The organism is Aeromonas rivuli, from assembly GCF_020149575.1.
Taxonomy (GTDB): Bacteria; Pseudomonadota; Gammaproteobacteria; order Enterobacterales; family Aeromonadaceae; genus Aeromonas; species Aeromonas rivuli.
On record NZ_CP079742.1, the window covers coordinates 190792 to 209661 of the forward strand.

Sequence of the window (18870 nt, forward strand, 5' to 3'; positions counted from 1 at the left end):
TCGGTCATCATGGATGAACTCCGAGCCTGGCTGATACTGGAAAGTGTACCCGGGATAGGGCCTGTCACCGCTTCGCGTCTTTTGGCGGCCCTGGCTGAGCGTGCCGCCGCAGAAAAGCCAGAGGGTGGCATAACTGCGCTGTTTGATTGCGATGATGCCCATCTCCATGGTTTAGGCCTGAAATGGGAGCAGATCAGGGCCCTGCGCCACCCCGGTGCCGGGGTAGATCAGGCGCTTGTCTGGGCTGACCGCCCCGGCAACAGACTCATCTGCCTGGACAGTCCGGCATATCCTCCCTTGCTGCGGGAGATCCCTGCGGCCCCCCTCTTGCTCTACTGTCGCGGCGATATTGACGCCTTGTGCTTACCGCAGATTGCCATGGTTGGCAGTCGTCACCCCAGTTATGCGGGCAAGGATAATGCGGCCAGGCTCGCTCAGGCATTGGTGGGATCCGGACTGGCGATCACCTCGGGGTTGGCCCTTGGCATAGATGGCGTCTGCCATCAACAAGCTCTGGCCGCTGGCGGCATCACCCTTGCCGTGCTTGGCTCCGGGTTGGATCAGGTCTACCCCAAACGCCATCAACTCCTGGCTGAGCAGATCCTGGGCAATGGCGGTCTGATCATCTCCGAATTTGCACCGGACAAGGGGCCATTGGCCGAACATTTCCCCCGTCGTAACCGCATCATCAGCGGCCTCTCCCTGGGTACGCTGGTGGTCGAGGCCGCCGAGCAGAGTGGCTCTCTCATCACGGCCCGTTACGCACTGGAGCAAGGGCGTGAGGTGTTTGCCGTGCCCGGTGCCCCGCAAAACGAGCAGGCTTTGGGTTGCAACCGGCTGATCCAGCAGGGGGCCAAACTGGTACTCAATGCCGAGGATGTGCTGGCTGAACTCCACTGGGCACAGATTTTTATTCCGTCAGGGGTGGACGGGGTCACCTCGGATGCTAGGAATGGTGGCAATATCGACGCTAATACCGCTATTAATAGTGCATTGCCTTATGCCGATTTGTTGGATAACGTAGATTATGAGACCACGAGTGTGGATACCGTTGCCGAACGGACCGAGCTTCCTGTCGAGGTGGTACTGGGCAGGCTAGTCGAGCTTGAGCTGGCAGGTGCTGTGATAGCGGTAGCCGGTGGATACGTCAAAGCGAGGAGGGCGAATCATGTTTGATGTATTGATGTACCTTTTCGAGACCTACATCCACAGTGATGCCGATGTAACGGTCGAACAAGATGAACTCACCGACGAGTTGACCCGTGCCGGTTTCGACCAGGACGAGATCAACAAGGCCCTCAACTGGCTGGAACGGCTGGCCAATCTGCATGATAGCGAACGTGAAGTCTATGTGACCGCCAGCGCCCAGGGCTCGATGCGAATCTATGCCCCCGAAGAGTTGGTGCGTCTTGGCACCGAGTGCCGTGGCTTCATGTTGTTCCTGGAGCAGGCTCAGGTACTCAATGCCGAGACCCGCGAGATCTGCATCGAGCGACTGCTCGAACTCGACAAACCCGATATCGAACTCGATGACCTCAAATGGGTCGTGATGATGGTGCTGTTCAATGTCCCCGGCAGCGAGACCGCTTACCAGCAGATGGAAGAGCTGGTGTTCGACGAGTCGGACGGCATACTGCACTGACAGCCCGGTGCCGCGCTGGTAGAATCCGGATCATCCGAATTCGAGGCGCGGCCCATGTCCAAGATCGACCATCAGCTCTTTTCTGCCCACGAGCATGCGCTTGAGCGTGAGCCTTGCCCCCAGTGCGGCGCTGCATTGGTGATCCGCCAAGGCAAACACGGCCCCTTTCTCGGTTGTGCCAGCTACCCCGCCTGCGACTATATCCGTTCCCTGGCCCCATCCGGTCGCGACATCGAGAAGGTGCTGGAAGGTTCAATCTGTCCCGATTGCGGCCAGCCACTGGCCATCAAGAAGGGACGTTATGGTCTCTTCGTCGGTTGTACCCAATACCCTGCTTGTCAGCACATGGCCTCATTGCAGGAGAGTGGTGATACCCAGATCCCCTGTCCTGCCTGTGGCAAGGGCCATCTGCTCAGCCGCACCTCCCGTTATGGCAAGCAATTCTACAGCTGCAATGACTATCCCCATTGCAAATATGTGGTCAATGACAAGCCGGTGGCCATACCTTGTTCCGAATGTGGCTGGGCTATCATGGTCGAGAAGCGGGTGCGGGGAATATTAAGATTGATCTGCCCGCAAAAGAAATGCGGTCATCAAAGCGAGCAGGTATAATCGCGCCGCCGTCGAGCGAGCGAAACGTTTGCGGTAACTTCAACCCCCCACTTGGAGTAAGGAAATTCCCACCATGAATAAACCGTTTGTTGCTGTGCTGATGGGTTCTGATTCAGATTTCCCCGTGATGCAGACCACCTTGGAAGTACTCAAGTCCTTCGATATCACAGTGGAAGTGAAAGTCACCTCTGCGCACCGTACCCCGGCTGCGACCCACCAGTACGTCACCGATGCCGAAGCCCGTGGTTGCAAGGTCTTCATCTGTGCCGCCGGTTTGGCTGCGCACCTGGCCGGTGCCGTTGCCGGTATCACCACCCGTCCCGTGATCGGTGTGCCCATAGACGGTGGCCCGCTCAAGGGTCTGGATGCTCTGCTCTCCACCGTGCAGATGCCGGGTGGCGTGCCGGTTGCGACCGTTGCAATCGGCAAGGCTGGTGCCAAGAACGCAGGTTATCTGGCTGCCCAGATGCTGGCCGTGGCCGATGACGCCCTGGCCGTCAAGGTACGTGCCGAGCGTCAGAAAAATGCCGAAGAAGTGATGGCCAAAGATGCCGCCCTTCAGGCTCAGTTGCTGAAATAAGTCCCATGCGGCAGCTCGGCTGCCGCATTTTTTTGATACAGAATCTCCTATGCAGAACGAATTCGAACAAGCCGTCGCCGCCCTTCGCGCTGGCGGCGTCATTGCCTATGCCACCGAGGCTGTATTTGGCCTGGGGTGCGACCCCGATAACCAGGCCGCCGTGCAGCAGTTGCTCACCATCAAGCAGCGGCCTGTGGAGAAGGGACTTATCTTGATTGCCGCCGATCTGGCCCAGCTGGAGACTTATATCGACCTGACCCAGTTGAGCGCCGAGCAGCGCGCCCAGGTACTGGCCAGCTGGCCCGGCCCCTTCACCTGGATCATGCCAGCCAAGGCTCATACCCCTGACTGGCTGACTGGCCGATTCGATACCCTGGCGGTGCGGGTCAGCGCCCACCCCCAGGTTCAGGCCCTGTGTCGTGCCTTCGGCAAGCCGCTGGTATCGACCAGCGCCAATCTGACTGGTGAAGAGCCGGCCCGCAATATTGCCCAGATACCGTCCGGGCTGGCCGAACAACTGGCGCATATACAGGCCGGGGAGGTGGGCGGGTTGTGCAACCCGTCCGAGATCAAGGATGCCCGCACTGGGGCCCTGATCCGTCCCTCCTGACATCCCGTTGTCCCCCGTAGGGGAAATTGCGACAAGACGATAACGAGGCGGGACTCTTTGATCCCGTTAGCTGGAGAAGCAATGAGCAAACCTGATGTGGCCGCAGTCAAAACCTTCCTGCTGGCGCTGCAAGACCGTATCTGCCAAGGGCTGGAGCAGGCCGATGGCCTGGGCCGCTTCGTCGAAGACGCCTGGACGAGAGACGAGGGTGGCGGTGGCCGCACCCGGGTGATGCGATCCGGCAAGGTGATAGAGCAGGGCGGCGTCAACTTCTCCCATGTCTATGGCGATGCCATGCCTGCCTCGGCTACCGCCCATAGGCCCGAACTGGCCGGGCGCCGCTTCGAGGCGATGGGAGTTTCCCTGGTTATCCATCCCCACAACCCCTATGTACCGACCAGCCATGCCAATGTGCGCTTCTTCATCGCCGAGAAGGAGGGTGAAGATCCCATCTGGTGGTTTGGTGGTGGCTTTGACCTGACGCCCTTTTATCCGTTCGAGCAGGACGTGCGACACTGGCACCAGGTGGCTCATGAGTTGTGTCAGCCATTTGGCGATAATATTTACCCTGAGTTCAAATCTTGGTGCGATCGCTACTTCTATCTCAAGCACAGGGATGAGACTCGCGGCGTTGGCGGCCTCTTCTTTGACGATCTCAACCGTTGGCCGTTCGAGCACTCATTCGCCTTCATGCAGGCAGTGGGTGAGGGTTATCTTGCCGCGTACCTGCCGATCCTGGCTCGCCGCAAAGACACCCCTTATGGTGAGAGGGAGCGCCAGTTCCAGCTCTATCGTCGCGGTCGCTATGTCGAGTTCAATCTGGTCTATGACAGGGGAACCCTATTTGGCCTGCAAACCGGTGGCCGTACCGAGTCCATACTGATGTCCATGCCGCCCCTGGCTCGCTGGGAGTATGATTGGCAGGCCGAGCCAGGTTCTGCTGAGGCTCTGCTCTACACGGATTACCTCAAGCCACGGCAGTGGTTCTAATGGAAAGGGTCGCTGAGGCGGCCCTTTTTCATGGGGATTGAACTTGTCCCATGCGGGGAAAAGCCGTTAAATCGGATCACTCTTTCCTAGATGGACACTCGTGATGGACAGGTATGCGGTATTCGGTCACCCGGTGCGACACAGCAAGTCGCCCTTCATTCACACCCTGTTTGCCAGGCAGACCCAGCAGCAGCTGGAGTATGGACTGGCCGATCCCGAGCCGGACGAGTTTGCCGCTGCGCTGCGCCGCTTCTTTGCCGAGGGAGGCAAGGGTTGCAATATTACCGTGCCTTTCAAGGAGCAGGCGTTCGCCCTGGTCGACAGCCTGAGCCCGCGTGCCAAGCTGGCGGGGGCCATCAACACCATCAAGCTGACCGATGATGGCCTGCTGCTTGGCGACAATACGGATGGGGCCGGTCTGGTGGCTGACCTCAAGGCTCAGGGAATTACCCTGGCCGAGAGTCGCATTCTGCTGCTCGGCGCGGGTGGCGCGGCTCGTGGTGCCATCGCTCCCCTGCTGGCGGAAGGGCCCAGCGCTCTGGTTGTCGCCAACCGTACCCATGACAAGGCGGCTCAGCTGGCCCAGCGTTTCGCCAGCCTGGGGCCTATAGTCGCGGCGCAATATGATGCGCTCACGGGGCCGTTCGACCTGGTGATCAACTCCACCTCAGCCAGTCTGCAGGGGGCTCTGCCAGCGATCTCGCCCACGCTCATCCATGATGATGTTGCCGTGTATGACATGATGTATGGCGCAGATGACACGGCATTCAATGCCTGGGCCAGGAAACAAGGCGCGCGCAAGATCATGGATGGGCTCGGCATGCTGGTGCAACAAGCCGCCGAGGCCTTCACCATTTGGCGGGGCATACGCCCTGGCACAACCCAGGTGCTACGGGAACTGAAACGTAACCTGGAAGGGGGATGACGTAGAGCATTTCCAGACCAGGCGATGGGGCAGGGGACCGCGCAGCGGCCCTCTTTCCCCATGCTACGGATGGGGGCTCGGATCCCTGGCTACATGCATCGCTATCGGTGGGGAAACTAGATCTGTACATACTGCGGGATAAGGACTTCCTCAGAGCCTTCTTCGACTCGACATTGACATGCTACCCCATTAAAACGAATAAATATCAATGCCTTACTTTATTCATCGTTCTTTTTGTCTAGACCAGCCAAGTTTTTTTTCAGGAGAGTGGAACTTTGTCATTATCGCGCTGACTAACTAGATAGTTGAGGAAGTGCTAGTTAGTCACCTTTATAACACCCCGGTATTCGTACTGGGGTTTTTTTTATCCACTTGAAAATTATAAAGAAAAGTCACATTGAACTTCAGTGAAACTTTGTTACATAAATTACTTTCACTTTTTTGCCGCTTTGATGTACAGTTATTGACGTAGGGTACAGAGGTAAGATGTTCTATCTTTCAGACCTTTTATTTCACGTAATTGAATGTGGCTGAATAGCTGCCCCGATGAGTTCTCGTCGGGGTGTTTTTTTATGCGCCTCATTTAGAGTAAAGACTTTAAAAATGGTGGCTCTTTGATAAAATAGAGCGGTTTCTTGGGTAACCCAGTTGTCATTTATTCTCAAGACCCATTTCTTCCCAAGTTTGCATTGCTTCTTCAGGCCGGTCTCCTACTCAGGGTACTGGCCTCATTTTTGTGTCTGTCTCGCGCTTACCGCGGTCTCTTTTGGTAATTTAATTACATTTTTCTGTATGGAACTGTTTTTTATTGCCCTTAATCAGTGAAGATCTGAAAACGTTATCAAGTTGCTTGATTGTTTATTCTTAAAGAGAATTAAAGGTTTTATCTATTTAAAACAATTGGTTGTATTTTGTGGATCGAATGGAGATTATCGAGCAGGTGAGCAGGTGAGCAGGTGAGCAGGTGAGCAGGTGAGCAGGTGAGCAGGTGAGCAGGTGAGCAGGTGAGCAGGTGAGCAGGTGAGCAGGTGAGCAGGTGAGCAGGTGAGCAGGTGAGCAGGTGGGGGAAAGGATTTCAATTAGCGGAGCCCAGCTCCGCTAATTGAAAAATGGCGGGGTTTAATCGGCGTCATGTTCGACGTCGAAGTTCCCTTCAGCGGTTTCACCCGCGAGGTACCAGCCAGTCAGGGTCTGCGCCAGCTTCTCCAGCCCGATCTGATTGAGGGAGGAGAATGCCTCGACCTGGATCTGGGGACCCAGATTGGCAACAGCCTGACGCACCTTGATCACCTGGGTGTTACGCGGGCCTGGGCTCAGCTTGTCCGCCTTGGTCAGCAGCAGCATGACAGGCAGTTCGCGGTGGGAGCTCCACTCCAGCATGTTCATGTCGGTTTCCTTGAGCGGGTGGCGGATATCCATCAGGATCACCAGACCTTTCAAGGACTCACGGCGTTGCAAATATTCGGCCAGTGACTTTTGCCACTTTAGCTTCATTTCCAGTGGAACCTGGGCATAACCATAACCTGGCAAGTCGACCAGACGTTTGCCGGGTTCCAGTTCAAACAGGTTGATCAACTGGGTCCGGCCGGGGGTTTTACTGGTCCGGGCCAGGTTCTTGTGCTTGGTTAAGGTGTTCAATGCTGATGACTTGCCTGCGTTGGAACGCCCGGCAAACGCAATCTCGACACCCCCATCATTTGGTAGGTGACGGATGTCGGGTGCGCTGGTCACAAAATGCACCTTATTGAAATTCAGAGTTTGTGTATCCAACGTAAATTCCCCATGGAGAGAGAGGGTTATAGAGTTACTTTTTTGTGAAATCGTGTAAAATGGCGTCGCTTAAACGCGTTTATTTTAACATGCCTTCAGCGGCATGGGATCGGAAGCCTAATAACGAGAAGTTGGAACGCCATGAAGAACCTAGTCATTACTCTTGCTCTGATGGTTGGCGTAACGGGGATGGCACAAGCCACAGGCGATGCCGCTGCGGGACAAACCAAGTCGGCGGTCTGCGCTGCATGTCATGGACCGGACGGAAACAGCCCGGCTGATATTTACCCCAAGCTCACTGGCCAGCATGCATCATATATTAAAAAACAATTAGTGGAACTGAAGGCTGCCGCTTCTGGTAACACGGGTCGCGCTTCTCCCATCATGGGAGCCATGGCTTTGCCTCTGTCAGAGCAGGATATGGACGACCTGGCCGCCTACTTCTCCAGCCAACAAATTACACCGGTTGCCGTTCCTGATGAGGTCGTTGCCGCGGGCAAGGCGCTCTATATGGGCGGTGACATGAGTCGCGGTCTGCCTGCTTGTTCTTCTTGTCATGGCCCCCGTGGTGCCGGTGTAGAGCAGGCGAAGTACCCCAGCCTGTCCGGTCAACATCCGGCGTACATCAAGGCGCAGCTGGAAGGCTTCCGTGCCGCCACCCGCGACAATGATCCCAATGGCATGATGCGAGACATCGCCAAGAAGCTGACGGACAAGGACATCGAGATTTTGTCCAAATATGTGCCAGGGTTGCACTAACTGGCGCGCGACAGAATCTTTGCTGTGATTGCATCAGCGCAACAAACAGGGAGCCCTTGGGCTCCCTGTTTTGTTTTCGGTGGCTTTGACCAGCTTCCCTGTGCGAGATCCACCATTTCCCTCGGTGGCCCAAGCTGAAAAAATTGCATTAAATAAAATAAAGTTATTATTTTTTAATTGGTTATTCATTGCCTATGCAGTTTGGCCCCTTCCCTTGAGACTGAGCTCAGATTGAGCCAGTCATCGAACTTGGTAAAGTGGTGACAAGGAAACGGCCCAAGGATTGGGTCAAGGCTTCACCCAGGGAGTGGTGAGGGCAGGACGCCGGGAATGGCAGGGTGCCAGGCAAGGGAGTGAAAGATCAGGATGGTGACCTCTCGGGAAGAGAGGGTGATGCGGGACGCAACCACCTTGACGCGTTACAGGCGAGTAGAGCGTCGAGTCAAGCAAGCACACGCACATTCAGGAACGATCAATAAGGTCAGGATGACCATATAAAGATATGAAGCGAGGCGTCAGGGAAGGGCGACATCGACAGGAATAGGACTCGCACAAGCATATCGGGGCAGCTTCGGCTGCCTTTTTTCTATTGGATGATTAACCCGGGCCGACATTTTGTGTCAAAATACCAGCAACATGCCCAGAGGATACCGATCCTGCGGTGTTCAGCTGCCTTGCGAGGCACAAATGATGCTGGATCCTGTGCTCGTCCTCATTATTCACTGTCAGCATCCTATCCCGCCAGACGCCCCAGGTGTCTTGTGACGGGTTTTATATATTCAGCAATGTCCCGGAGTCATTCATGTCTGCCAAACAACCCACTCGCAAACCCACCGGTAAGCGCAAAGAATCAGATACCAGCGCCCTGGAAGGCCGCGAGCGTAAACGTGCTGCCAAGCGCAAAGGCTTGAAGGCAGGGACTCGCCAGCAGGTTGCCGAGCCCAAAAACAGTGGCAATAAACAGGCGCAGGATCCCCGTCTGGGCTCCCGCAAGCCGGTCGTCTTGATTGTGGATGACAAACAGAGCAAGCCGAAGCCAGCCAAAGCCCCCAGAGAGAAGATCCTCAAGCTGACTCCCGAGCAGGAGCTGGCCGCCATCGAGAACGACGATCGCCTCAACGACTTCCTCGATCGCCTGGATGAAGGTGAGACCCTGAGCGCCGCCGATCAGGCTTGGGTCGATCAGCGGGTCGATCGTTATCAGGAACTGATGGACGAACTCGGCATCATAGATGACGAGGATGAGGAGGAGCCGGCGATCATGGATGACTTCGAAGAGGCCCAGGCCCCGGCGACCGAAGAAGATCTGTGGGATCGCTTCAACAAGGCCGACTATCAGCCACAACCCGTTGAGCCCAAGAAGAAGTGAGCACGGCGCTGATACTGGCTACCCTGGCGGGTAGCCTTATTTTACTGGGTTTGGCCATCTATGCGGGCATGCTGCTGGCCCGGGTGCGTCGTCAGGGCGAGCTACAGGCAAGGGCCATTCGCGAGCGCAACGAGCACATTCTCGACAGTGTGCGACTCATCGCCCATGCGGTGCGTGATGGCCAGTGTGACTATTCGGAAGGGGCCATACGACTGACCAACCTGCTCAATGCCCTGCAGATCAAAGAAGGACGAGCCTTCGCCGAGGAGTTCCCCGGTTTGTACGATCTGTACGAGAAGGTGAAGGATATGCCGACCCATGAGGCCCGCAAGGCGTTCAAGCGCAACGAGATCATGAAGATGGATCTGGAGCGCAGCGGCTACGAGGTTGAACTGGAGGCGCAGATCCTCAAGGATGTCGCCCTGTTGAAGGATTTCCAGCTGGGTCACTGATCCCGGCCAACCCATGAGGAAACAAGTGTGCGAGTCGAACCCCTAGTGTGGGATCAGGCGCTGATCGAGAAATACAATCACAGCGGCCCCCGTTATACCTCCTATCCCACCGCCCTGGAGTTCAACGAAACGTTCGGTTATCCGGACTTCGTGCACGCCGCAGGCCAGTATCCCGATCGCAACCTCTCCCTCTACGTGCACATCCCCTTCTGCCACAAGCTCTGCTACTACTGCGGCTGCAACAAGGTGATCACTCGTCATCAGCACAAGGCCGATCAGTATCTCGATTATCTGGAGCGGGAAATTGCCGCCCAGGCTCCGCTGTTTGCCGGCCGTACCGTGACCCAGCTCCATTGGGGCGGCGGCACACCCACCTATCTGGACGAGGCCCAGAGCCGACGTCTGATGGCCATGCTGCGCACCCATTTTCACTTCGCAGACGCTGGCGAAACCAGCATCGAAGTGGATCCGCGCGAGATTGAGCTGCATATGCTGGATGTACTGCGGGAGCTGGGCTTTAACCGCATCAGCCTGGGGGTGCAGGACTTCAACAAGCAGGTGCAGCGGGCGGTCAACCGCGAGCAGGACAACGACTTCATCCGCGCCATGCTGGAGCGCGCCCGGGCATTGGGGTTCCGCTCCACCAATCTCGACCTCATCTATGGCCTGCCGCACCAGAACCGGGAGAGCTTCCACCACACCCTGGAAGAGGTGCTGAAAACGGATCCGGCCCGGCTCTCCATCTTCAACTATGCCCACCTGCCGAGCCGGTTTGCCGCCCAGCACAAGCTGAAAGAGGCGGACATGCCGGCGCCCCGGGAGAAGCTGGCCATGTTGCAGGACACCATCGCCTTCCTCACCGGTCAGGGTTATCAGTTCATCGGCATGGATCACTTCGCCAAGCCCGATGACGAGCTGGCGGTGGCCCAGCGAGCGGGCAAGCTGCATCGCAACTTCCAGGGCTACACCACCCAGGGGGATTGCGACCTGCTGGGGCTGGGGGTCTCCTCGATCAGCATGATGGGGGATGCCTACTCCCAGAATCAGAAGGATCTCAAGGCCTATTACGCCCAGGTGGAAGCGCGAGGGCATGCCCAATGGAAAGGCTGCGCGCTCAAGCCCGATGACCTTATCCGCCGGGAGGTGATCAAGCGACTCATATGCGACTTCTCTCTGGAGTTTGCCGCCGTCGAGCAGGCCCATGACCTGGTCTTCAACACGTACTTTGCGGAAGATCTCAAGCTGCTGCAGACCTTCGTCGATGATGGTCTGGTGCGATTGACCGACACCGGCCTGGAGGTGATCGGCACGGGTCAACTGCTCATTCGCAACATCTGTATGTGCTTCGATGTCTATCTGCGCAATGCGGCGCGGGCTCAGCAGTTCTCCCGGGTGATCTGACCCGGCTGCGAGCGGCTGGCCAAGCAATAAAAAACCGCCATACTGAAGTGAACCCCATTTATTGGACACGTTAGTTGGCGGATAACATGGCCTGAGTTCGGTACTGTACCGGGCTCAGGCCGTTTAGTTTCACTTTGATCCGCTCATGGTTGTAGTAGTGGATGTATTCATCCACCACACGTTTCAACTGCTCTGTATCTTCGTACTCTTCGTTGAACCAGCATTCGCTTTTCAGCAGTCCAAAGAAGTTCTCTACCACCGCATTGTCCAGGCAGTTCCCTTTGCGTGACATGCTTTGCTTCACGTCCCTTGACGATAATCGCGTCTGATAGCTGGCCATCTGATATTGCCAGCCTTGATCCGAGTGCAGCACCGGCGCGTCTGTGGGCCCTAATGTCGCCAAGGCGTCATCCAGCATCTTGTCCACCAACCGCATCCCCTGGTGCGTTGCCATCTGCCAGGCGATGATCTCGCTGTTATAGAGGTCCAGCACCGGCGACAAGTACAACTTCTGCCCTTTGAGATTGAACTCCGTCACATCGGTGACCCATTTTTGGTTCGGGGCATCGGCGTGAAAATCACGCTGCAAGAGGTTCGGGGCGATATGGCCGTATGTCCCCTTGTACGACCGATATTTCTTGCGGCGCAGGTTAGAGGCAAGGTCCTGTTCTCGCATGAGTTTTCGCACTGTCTTGTGGTTAATTAGGCACCCTTCGTTGCGCAGCGCCAGGGTGATCCGCCGATAACCATAACGCCCCTTGTGGTGATGAAACAGCGCCTTGATCCGTTGCGCTTCATGCTCATAGGTCCCTGCGCTGGTACCTGACTTCACCTGCCAGTAGAAGGTGCTGCGTGGCAACCAAGCGATATGCAGCAGCGTTGCCAGCTGATGGTCCTGCCTTAGCTCGGAAACTATTTTTGCTTTCTCTGCTGCTTTTCCCGAGCCAAGGCATGCAGCTTTTTTAGATAGGCGTTCTCCGCCCGCAGGTATTCGAGCTCTTCCTGGGCACTGTGGAAAGTGGGATAGGGGGCGGTGAGCGGTTTGTTCGGTGGTTTTTTTCCTGAAGCCATGATGCGCTCTGTGCGTTTGTCACTAAGGGCCATGATACCGCCTTCACGATAAAGCCGCGCCCACCGACTGACGGTGCAGGCCGCGGCGATCTTGAATGCTGCGGCCGCCTTGCGAGAAGATGCATTATTTTCCTGCATCCAGTGCAGTACCTCCTCTTTGAACTCAGCAGAATAAGCTTTGGTCGTGATGGTCAAGCCATCTTCACCACTGACTTTCCAGTGCTCAGTCCAGCGGCGAACGGCGCCATGATCGACACCAAACAGGGCGGCCGTCTTTTTGGCACCGTCATGACCGTTGAGATAGTGAAGAACGACCTGACGCTTGAAGTCGGTCGAGTATTTTTGCTTTGCCATAGAAACGAAGAACCCCTACTCGTTGGGTGTCCAACTTTCGGGGTTCACTTCAATACAGGCGGTTTTTTATTGCTGCTGAATCGAGCCTCGGCTTGATGAGGCGTCAGCGAGCGACGGCACTGGCGGCCAGTGCGGCTTTTTCCTGCTTGCTCAGGAAGGCGAGCTTGAGGCCATTTTCCTGGGCGGTGCGTATCTGGCTGGCGGTGAGACCGGCCGCCGGGGCCGCTACCTCGTATTCATGACGCAGCTCTATGCCTTCCACCGCAGGATCGTCGGTGTTGAGGCAGGCGAGCACACCATGGTCCAGGAACTGACGAATGGGGTGGCTCTGCAGGCTCTCGACCGTGCTGGTCTGCAGGTTGGAGGTGAGGCAGGACTCGATGCCGATGCCGTGCTCGGCCAGATAGTCCATCAAGCGGGGATCCTGCACCGCCTTGACCCCGTGGCCGATACGAGTCGCACCGAGGTCGCGGATCGCCTGCCACATGCTCTCGGGGCCCGCCGCCTCGCCGGCATGGACGGTGACCTGCAAACCGGCATCACGCACCCGGCGAAAATGGTCGGTAAAGAGCTCGCCAGGGAAGCCGAGCTCATCACCGGCCAGATCGATGGCGACCAGCTGGTTGCTGTGCGCCAGACAGGCTTCCAGTTCGCGGCGGCACTGCTCGGTGCCAAAGGTGCGGCTCATGATACCGATGAGCTTGGCCTTGACACCAACGTCGCGGCAACCCGCCTGGACGCCGTCTATCACCGCCTCAACCACCCCTTGGGGATCCAGCTTGTGGGCCATGGCCATGTAAGCGGGACTGAAGCGCAGCTCGGCGTAGTCGATACCGGCGCGCAGCAGGTCTTCGGCATTCTCGTAAGCGACCCGGCGACAGGCGTCGTAATCTGCCAGCACGGCCACCCCCCAATCAAGCTTCTTCAGAAAGGCGACCAGGCTGGGCTCGTTCTCGACTATCTGCACATGGGGGCGCAGTGCCTCCAGCTCAAAGGCGGGCAGGGCGATGTTGTGCTGACGGCCGAGCTCGAGGATGGTCTGGGCCCGGATGTTGCCGTCCAGGTGACGATGGAGGTCGGTCAGGGGGAGGGATCTGTCAATCATGAGGGGTGCCTTCTTCGAGCCGATGAATGAGAAGCTAGTCATTTTAGGCAGGGATGACAAAAAAGATACCCTGTTTGAAATCAAAGGGGGTCGAATCACAGCCGGGGTGGCGAGGGCGTGATGGTAAGCGTTTTTCTAGCAAGCCAGGTGATGCCGTCCAACAACCGGTTGCTGGCCGACAACCATGGTTGCGGGTGAGGAGGGCTGCCAGAGGCAGCAGAAGTCGCACTGCCGGTCTCCTCGAGCACTGCCCGGAGAGAAGAAAAACCCGGCCATCAGGGCCGGGGTTACTGTATGACAGTGAAAATCATCTGAGGAATGTAGTGATGCGACCTGAGGTGGGTTGAGCGGGTCGCAGGGGCTGACCCCACGTCGGCGTGGCTTGCGCCAGCACCTTACAGCATGTCCGACATGCGCTCTTTCATATCGGACTGCCACACATCGACTCGCATCTGACCGACATACGATTGTTATTGCCGCATGTTAGCCAGATGCGAGGCCGCCATCTTCTTACAGCATGCCGGGGATGCCGGCCTTCATCTCGGCCGGCCAGACACCGACTTGTACCTGTCCTATGTGCTCTTTCTGCAGGAGCAGCATGGCCAGACGGGATTGGCCAATACCGCCACCTATGGTCTGCGGCATGCGTTCTGCCAACAGATCCTGATGCCACTCATAACCCAGGCGATCTTCATCCCCCGTGATGGCGAGCTGGCGGCGCAGGGCCTCGGCGTCAACCCGGATCCCCATGGAGGAGATCTCGAAGCTGTCTTCCAGCACAGGGTTCCACACCAGGATGTCACCGTTCAGACCGGCCAGGCCCAGTTCGCTCTCGCTGCTCCAGTCGTCATAGTCCGGAGCACGTACATCGTGGCGCTCGCCGTGGGAGAGGGCGCCACCAATACCCATCAGGAAGACGGCCCCCAGCTCCTTGGCGATGGCGCGCTCACGCCCCTTGGCATCCAGATCCGGATAGCGGGCCAGCAGCGCTTCGCTGTGCAGGAACTGGATCTCGCCCGGCAGGAAGGGGGTCAGCTCATGTTCGGCGCAGACCGCGCGCTCTGTGGCCTTGATGGCGCTCCAGATGCCGCGCACCGTCTCCTGTAGGTAGGCGAGATCCCGGCGCTCGCCCGGCATCACCTTCTCCCAGTCCCACTGATCCACGTAGACGGAGTGGATGGGCGTCAGGCGGTCTTCGTCCGGGCGCAAGGCCTTCATGTGGGTGTAGATGCCTTCACCCGGGGCGAAGCCGAAGCGGCCCAGGGTCTGGCGTTTCCATTTGGCCAGGGAGTGCACCACCTCATAGCTGTGTTCAGGCAGGGTCTTCACCTTGACCTGCACCGCATTCTCACAGCCGGAGAGGTTGTCCTGGGTGCCATCGCCGACCCGGCTCAGTATGGGGGCTTGCACCTCCATCAGGCCAAGCTGCTGGGCGAGTTGGCGGGAGAACATCTCTTTGACGAAGCTGATCTGCTGTTGGCTGCGAATGTAGTGCTGTTTCATTGTGGTTTCCTGTCTCTGACTGCCGTGATGTGTGGCGATTCTTCAACAGAAGTGACACTTAATTCAATATTCGATAATGAAAATACCATTTATCTATTTTTATCATCAAAATAAGTGCTAGTTTAATGAGATATCGACAATGAGAGAGCAAAAAAGTGCCAGAAAATTATCGGATCGATAATCTCGATCAGGCCATCCTCAGCGCCCTGATGGACAATGCCCGCATTCCTTACGCCGAGTTGGCCAAGCAACTCGCCGTCAGCCCCGGCACCATTCATGTGCGGGTGGAGAAGATGAAACAGGCGGGGATCATCGAAGGGACCCGGGTGCAGGTCAACGCCAAGCGGCTCGGCTATGACGTCTGTTGCTTTATCGGCATCAATCTCAAGAGTGCCAAGGACTATCCCTCGGCCCTGGCCAGATTGCAGGCGCTGGACGAGGTGGTCGAGGCCTATTACACCACGGGCAACTACAGCATCTTCATCAAGGTGATGACCCGTTCCATCGACGAGTTGCAGACGGTGCTGATCCACAAGATCCAGACCATAGACGAGATCCAGTCGACGGAAACCCTGATCTCGTTGCAGAACCCGATCCTGCGAGATGTGAAGCCCTGATGATTGCCCGCTCCGGTGCATGGGATGAGATCCATTTCCCATGGAAACCCTGATCTCGTTGCAGAACCCGACCCTGCGAGATGTGAAGCCCTGATGATTGCCCGCTCCGGTGTATGGGATGAGATCCATTTCCCATGGAAACCCTGATCTCGCTGCAGAACCCGATATTGAGAGACGTGCAGCCCTGAGCGATGGAACAAGGCCGCCGGCCGATAGCGGGTGGTGAGTGATCAGGGCTCGAGATAGGGAATGCCGTACTTGGCGAACAGTGCCTGGAGCCGGCCATCCTGTTTCATCTGCAGCAGTTGGGCATCATAGGCCGCCATCAGGGCCTGGGTCTGGTCATCGGCCCGCGCCTTGCACCAGACGTGATAGTAGGGGCTGGCGTTGAGTGGTTGGGGCAAATAGTCGACGCTCTCTTCCAGGTGCTCCTCCCGGATCTGGCCAAAGGCGCTGACCAGAGACATGGGCACCAGATCGATCCGGCCGGCGACCAGCTTGCGCAACTGCAGCTGGTTGAGGGGGATCTCCTGGAAGTGGTACGCCGGATCATGCACGGCCGCACTGAGTTCAGGGGTGTAGGCATAATCCTTGGTGATACCGATGCGCCAGGGCTTGAGATCGCTCAGGACCCGATAGCGGATGCGATCCTTGTCCTGCTTGCGCACGAAGAAGTGCCAGCTGTGACGGATATGGGCTTGCGTGGGGTAGAGCAGATAGCTATCTCGCTCCGCTTTGTAGGAGAGGCTCATCAAGAGATCATACTCACCCATCTTGGCGTTGCGGGTGAGCCGGGCGCCCGAATCGGTCAGTTCGATGCGAATGGGCACCTTGAGGGCGGTGAAGATCTCGGTCAACAACTCGACATCCATCCCCGCCGGTGTCTGCTGTGCATCCAGGTATTTGAGCGGCGGCTCCAGCATGCCACCAATGACCAGGGTCTTGGCGGGCAGGGCGAACGACAGTAATAGGCATAACAGAGACAAGGTCCGCAATCTGCTTCTCCAAAAGCCATCCATGGCGGTGCATCGACCGCGGCTGTCTAACAGAAGATCGACCGTCCCTGGCCAATCCTGAAATAAGGGACTCCTCTGACTAGGTCTGCTGGCAACCCTTGAGCTGCTGGTTGAGGGCCTGCATCACCTGGCGGCGACTGATGATGCCAATCACCTTGCCCTGTTCAACCACGGGATAAATGCGCGGCTTGGCCCCGGTCATCTGGCGAGCGAGATCCAGTATGCTCTCATCCGGCCCGATGGAGAGCGGCGTCTTGCTCATCATGTCCTGTACCTGGGTGCGGGTATCGCAATGGTAGGTCCCCGTCAGCAGGCTGGGGATGCAGTCCTGCTCGGACAAGAAGCCAACCAGTTGCTGTTTGTCGTCCAGCACCGGCAGGCCGCTCAGTCCCGAGGCGTGCAGACTGTCCAGGGCGGCGGCCAGCCCCTGCTGTGGTGTAAGGGAATGGCTCAGACGGCTCAGGTGATCGCGTACTTGTAACATATTGATTGCTCCACGGTTCTGGTTGGCTTCACTATGAGGGTGTCGCCACGGTGATGCCAATGGGTGGTGCCGCAAGGATTGATAGACAATACCATTGGTGATGGATGCAAGATGCGATCGGCGGGGCAATTTCATGACAAGTTTGACACCCGTCTGGCCTGTGTATGGGAGGGAGAGACTATGCGTGCCTTGGTGACGGGAGTGGGCCGACGACTCGGCTTCTATCTGTGTGAGCAGTTGGTGGCCGCCGGTTGGCAGGTGACGGGACAGTACAGATCGGCGCGACCCGAGCTGGAAAGATTGCGCGCCCTCGGGGTTGAACTCATCCAGGCTGATTTCACCCGGACGAGGGAGGTCGCTGCCCTGGCTGCCGCTCTGGCGCATTGCCCGGATCTGGGGCTCATCATTCACAACGCCTCGGCGTTCGAGCCCCTGGCCGAAGATGCGGCCGGTCGGTTGGCCCAGCTCGATCGCTTCTATCAGGTGCACATGGCGGCACCTTTCGCGCTCAATCAGGCGCTGGCCCCCCGCTTGGCCAGCAACGATAACGCCAGCATCATCCAGATCACCGACATCTATATTCATGCGCCTCCCCCGCAGTTTGCCGGCTATGTCGCGACCAAGGCGGGGGCTCACACCCTGGCCATGAGCCTGGCCAGAGAGTTGGCGCCACGGGTGCGGGTCAATACCATAGAACCGGGTCCCATCCTGTTTCTCGACGAGCATGGCGACGCCTGGCGTCAGCAGGTGCTGGCCAAAACACCCCTGGCACGGGAAGGGGGGCTGGAGCCTATCTGGCAGGCGGTGCAACTACTGCTGAGCAACACCTATATGACGGGGGCGAGCATCAAGGTGGATGGTGGCCGCTCCCTGGCCCGCCTCTGATTCCTGACTGAGGGTGACGGGACTCTGGCCCAGGTGCAGACCCCAAGGGGTGAGGGCCACTTTCTTCACATTCAGGGCCTGCTCGCCATAGAGTTCCGCCAGCAGGTCCTTGAGATAGGCGTCGACTTCTGCTGCGTGGAAGTCGTCATCCTCACGCATCGCCAGTATGTCGATATCGAGGGGCCTGTCATGCACCTTGCAGAGGGGATCGGAGCGATCCCGTCCGTGGGCCTGCTCCATGGCCACGAATTCCGCCTTCAGATGCTGGGGGCTGGCCTCGCTCTCGATCACGAACAGGCAGTTGAGGAAGTCATGGCATGAGTGCATGCCGACGGGTTTGGTCTGGATCACCGAACTGAGCTGCACACGCCGGAAGCGCTTCAGTAGTTCGCCGAGCGCTTGACCGACATGGTGATCAGGCTCGAGATTGGATCCTATGCTACACAGATAGAACATGCCGCGATTCCTTGCGTTAGGGCTCATCTGAAATGGTTACTTGGCTCACGTTAATCCCCTTAACTATGCATTAACATCTGCCAGGTATGTTGTGATCGGGCTCTGATTGAGCAACTAAGGAGGGGTTATGAGTATAGAAATGAAGTGGGCTTTGCTGACGGCGAGCGGTGCCTTGGCCATGGTATTTGTCATCAGTACCATCGCCGTGCTCTTCGTCTGATCGGGTTAGAGACGATCAAACCGGCCACTGGGCCGGTTTTGTTTTTTGC

General features: G+C 57.4%; 21 protein-coding genes. 14 read left to right on the forward strand and 7 right to left on the reverse strand.

Annotated features, from left to right (window positions below):
* The first annotated feature begins 9 nt into the window (after window positions 1-9).
* From dprA to aroE, 7 genes are all read left to right on the forward strand, one after another.
* Complete coding sequence (dprA, locus tag KYK33_RS00825) at window positions 10-1176, forward strand: DNA-processing protein DprA (RefSeq protein ID WP_224431743.1); 1167 nt, start codon at window positions 10-12, stop codon at window positions 1174-1176.
* On the forward strand, window positions 1169-1642 hold the full coding sequence (locus tag KYK33_RS00830; protein ID WP_042039912.1) for a DUF494 family protein: 474 nt from the start codon (window positions 1169-1171) through the stop codon (window positions 1640-1642). Before dprA ends, KYK33_RS00830 begins: the two co-directional genes overlap by 8 nt.
* Window positions 1643-1696: 54 nt before the next feature.
* Window positions 1697-2254, forward strand: coding sequence for a DNA topoisomerase family protein (locus KYK33_RS00835; protein WP_224431744.1), 558 nt, complete (start codon window positions 1697-1699; stop codon window positions 2252-2254).
* A gap of 73 nt (window positions 2255-2327) precedes the next feature.
* A complete protein-coding gene (gene purE / locus KYK33_RS00840) occupies window positions 2328-2834 on the forward strand; it encodes a 5-(carboxyamino)imidazole ribonucleotide mutase (RefSeq protein WP_042039915.1) in 507 nt (168 codons plus the stop codon).
* A 19-nt stretch (window positions 2835-2853) separates the two neighbouring features.
* The gene (locus tag KYK33_RS00845; RefSeq protein WP_263480041.1) at window positions 2854-3444 is read left to right on the forward strand and encodes an L-threonylcarbamoyladenylate synthase; all 591 of its coding nucleotides are present in this window, start codon (window positions 2854-2856) and stop codon (window positions 3442-3444) included.
* An 81-nt stretch (window positions 3445-3525) separates the two neighbouring features.
* Window positions 3526-4434, forward strand: coding sequence for an oxygen-dependent coproporphyrinogen oxidase (gene hemF, locus KYK33_RS00850; RefSeq protein WP_224431746.1), 909 nt, complete (start codon window positions 3526-3528; stop codon window positions 4432-4434).
* Window positions 4435-4537: 103 nt separating this feature from the next.
* Window positions 4538-5359, forward strand: coding sequence for a shikimate dehydrogenase (gene aroE / locus KYK33_RS00855; RefSeq protein WP_224431747.1), 822 nt, complete (start codon window positions 4538-4540; stop codon window positions 5357-5359).
* Between the two features lie 1119 nt (window positions 5360-6478).
* Here the strand turns inward: aroE and yihA are convergent.
* Window positions 6479-7129, reverse strand: a complete 651-nt coding sequence (yihA, locus tag KYK33_RS00860) for a ribosome biogenesis GTP-binding protein YihA/YsxC (RefSeq protein ID WP_224431748.1) — start codon at window positions 7127-7129, stop codon at window positions 6479-6481.
* A 141-nt stretch (window positions 7130-7270) separates the two neighbouring features.
* On the opposite strand from yihA, the gene KYK33_RS00865 reads away from it, so the two are divergent.
* From KYK33_RS00865 to hemN, 4 genes are all read left to right on the forward strand, one after another.
* Window positions 7271-7888: a c-type cytochrome gene (locus KYK33_RS00865; protein WP_042039922.1), complete on the forward strand. Its 618-nt coding sequence runs from the start codon at window positions 7271-7273 to the stop codon at window positions 7886-7888.
* Between the two features lie 802 nt (window positions 7889-8690).
* Complete coding sequence (gene yihI, locus KYK33_RS00870; protein ID WP_042039923.1) at window positions 8691-9257, forward strand: Der GTPase-activating protein YihI; 567 nt, start codon at window positions 8691-8693, stop codon at window positions 9255-9257.
* Between the two features lie 11 nt (window positions 9258-9268).
* On the forward strand, window positions 9269-9709 hold the full coding sequence (locus KYK33_RS00875) for a DUF2489 domain-containing protein (protein WP_224432917.1): 441 nt from the start codon (window positions 9269-9271) through the stop codon (window positions 9707-9709).
* A 27-nt stretch (window positions 9710-9736) separates the two neighbouring features.
* A complete protein-coding gene (hemN, locus tag KYK33_RS00880) occupies window positions 9737-11110 on the forward strand; it encodes an oxygen-independent coproporphyrinogen III oxidase (protein WP_224431749.1) in 1374 nt (457 codons plus the stop codon).
* Between the two features lie 70 nt (window positions 11111-11180).
* On the opposite strand, the gene KYK33_RS00885 is transcribed toward hemN, so the two are convergent.
* From KYK33_RS00885 to asnA, 3 genes are all read right to left on the reverse strand, one after another.
* Window positions 11181-12535 (reverse strand): IS3 family transposase gene (locus KYK33_RS00885; RefSeq protein ID WP_224430502.1). Its coding sequence is split into 2 segments (ribosomal slippage): window positions 11181-12076 and window positions 12076-12535, totalling 1356 coding nucleotides; the frame shifts between segments, so codons are not numbered across the junction.
* Window positions 12536-12638: 103 nt separating this feature from the next.
* Window positions 12639-13640, reverse strand: a complete 1002-nt coding sequence (gene add, locus KYK33_RS00890; RefSeq protein WP_224431750.1) for an adenosine deaminase — start codon at window positions 13638-13640, stop codon at window positions 12639-12641.
* A 510-nt stretch (window positions 13641-14150) separates the two neighbouring features.
* Window positions 14151-15143, reverse strand: a complete 993-nt coding sequence (gene asnA, locus KYK33_RS00895; RefSeq protein WP_224431751.1) for an aspartate--ammonia ligase — start codon at window positions 15141-15143, stop codon at window positions 14151-14153.
* Between the two features lie 155 nt (window positions 15144-15298).
* On the opposite strand from asnA, the gene asnC reads away from it, so the two are divergent.
* Complete coding sequence (gene asnC, locus KYK33_RS00900; RefSeq protein WP_042039927.1) at window positions 15299-15760, forward strand: transcriptional regulator AsnC; 462 nt, start codon at window positions 15299-15301, stop codon at window positions 15758-15760.
* Between the two features lie 230 nt (window positions 15761-15990).
* Here the strand turns inward: asnC and KYK33_RS00905 are convergent, their stop codons facing one another.
* Both KYK33_RS00905 and KYK33_RS00910 read right to left on the reverse strand, forming a co-directional pair.
* Window positions 15991-16755, reverse strand: a complete 765-nt coding sequence (locus tag KYK33_RS00905; RefSeq protein ID WP_224431752.1) for a substrate-binding periplasmic protein — start codon at window positions 16753-16755, stop codon at window positions 15991-15993.
* A gap of 100 nt (window positions 16756-16855) precedes the next feature.
* Complete coding sequence (locus KYK33_RS00910) at window positions 16856-17260, reverse strand: CBS domain-containing protein (protein ID WP_042039929.1); 405 nt, start codon at window positions 17258-17260, stop codon at window positions 16856-16858.
* Between the two features lie 180 nt (window positions 17261-17440).
* Between KYK33_RS00910 and KYK33_RS00915 the strand changes: the two genes are divergently transcribed.
* On the forward strand, window positions 17441-18145 hold the full coding sequence (locus KYK33_RS00915; protein WP_224431753.1) for an SDR family oxidoreductase: 705 nt from the start codon (window positions 17441-17443) through the stop codon (window positions 18143-18145).
* On the opposite strand, the gene KYK33_RS00920 is transcribed toward KYK33_RS00915, so the two are convergent.
* The gene (locus tag KYK33_RS00920) at window positions 18071-18601 is read right to left on the reverse strand and encodes a 2-amino-4-hydroxy-6-hydroxymethyldihydropteridine diphosphokinase (RefSeq protein ID WP_042039930.1); all 531 of its coding nucleotides are present in this window, start codon (window positions 18599-18601) and stop codon (window positions 18071-18073) included. The two genes, KYK33_RS00915 and KYK33_RS00920, sit on opposite strands and share 75 nt — an antisense overlap.
* A 127-nt stretch (window positions 18602-18728) precedes the next feature.
* On the opposite strand from KYK33_RS00920, the gene cydH reads away from it, so the two are divergent.
* Complete coding sequence (gene cydH / locus KYK33_RS00925) at window positions 18729-18821, forward strand: cytochrome bd-I oxidase subunit CydH (protein ID WP_157013853.1); 93 nt, start codon at window positions 18729-18731, stop codon at window positions 18819-18821.
* Window positions 18822-18870 lie beyond the last annotated feature (49 nt).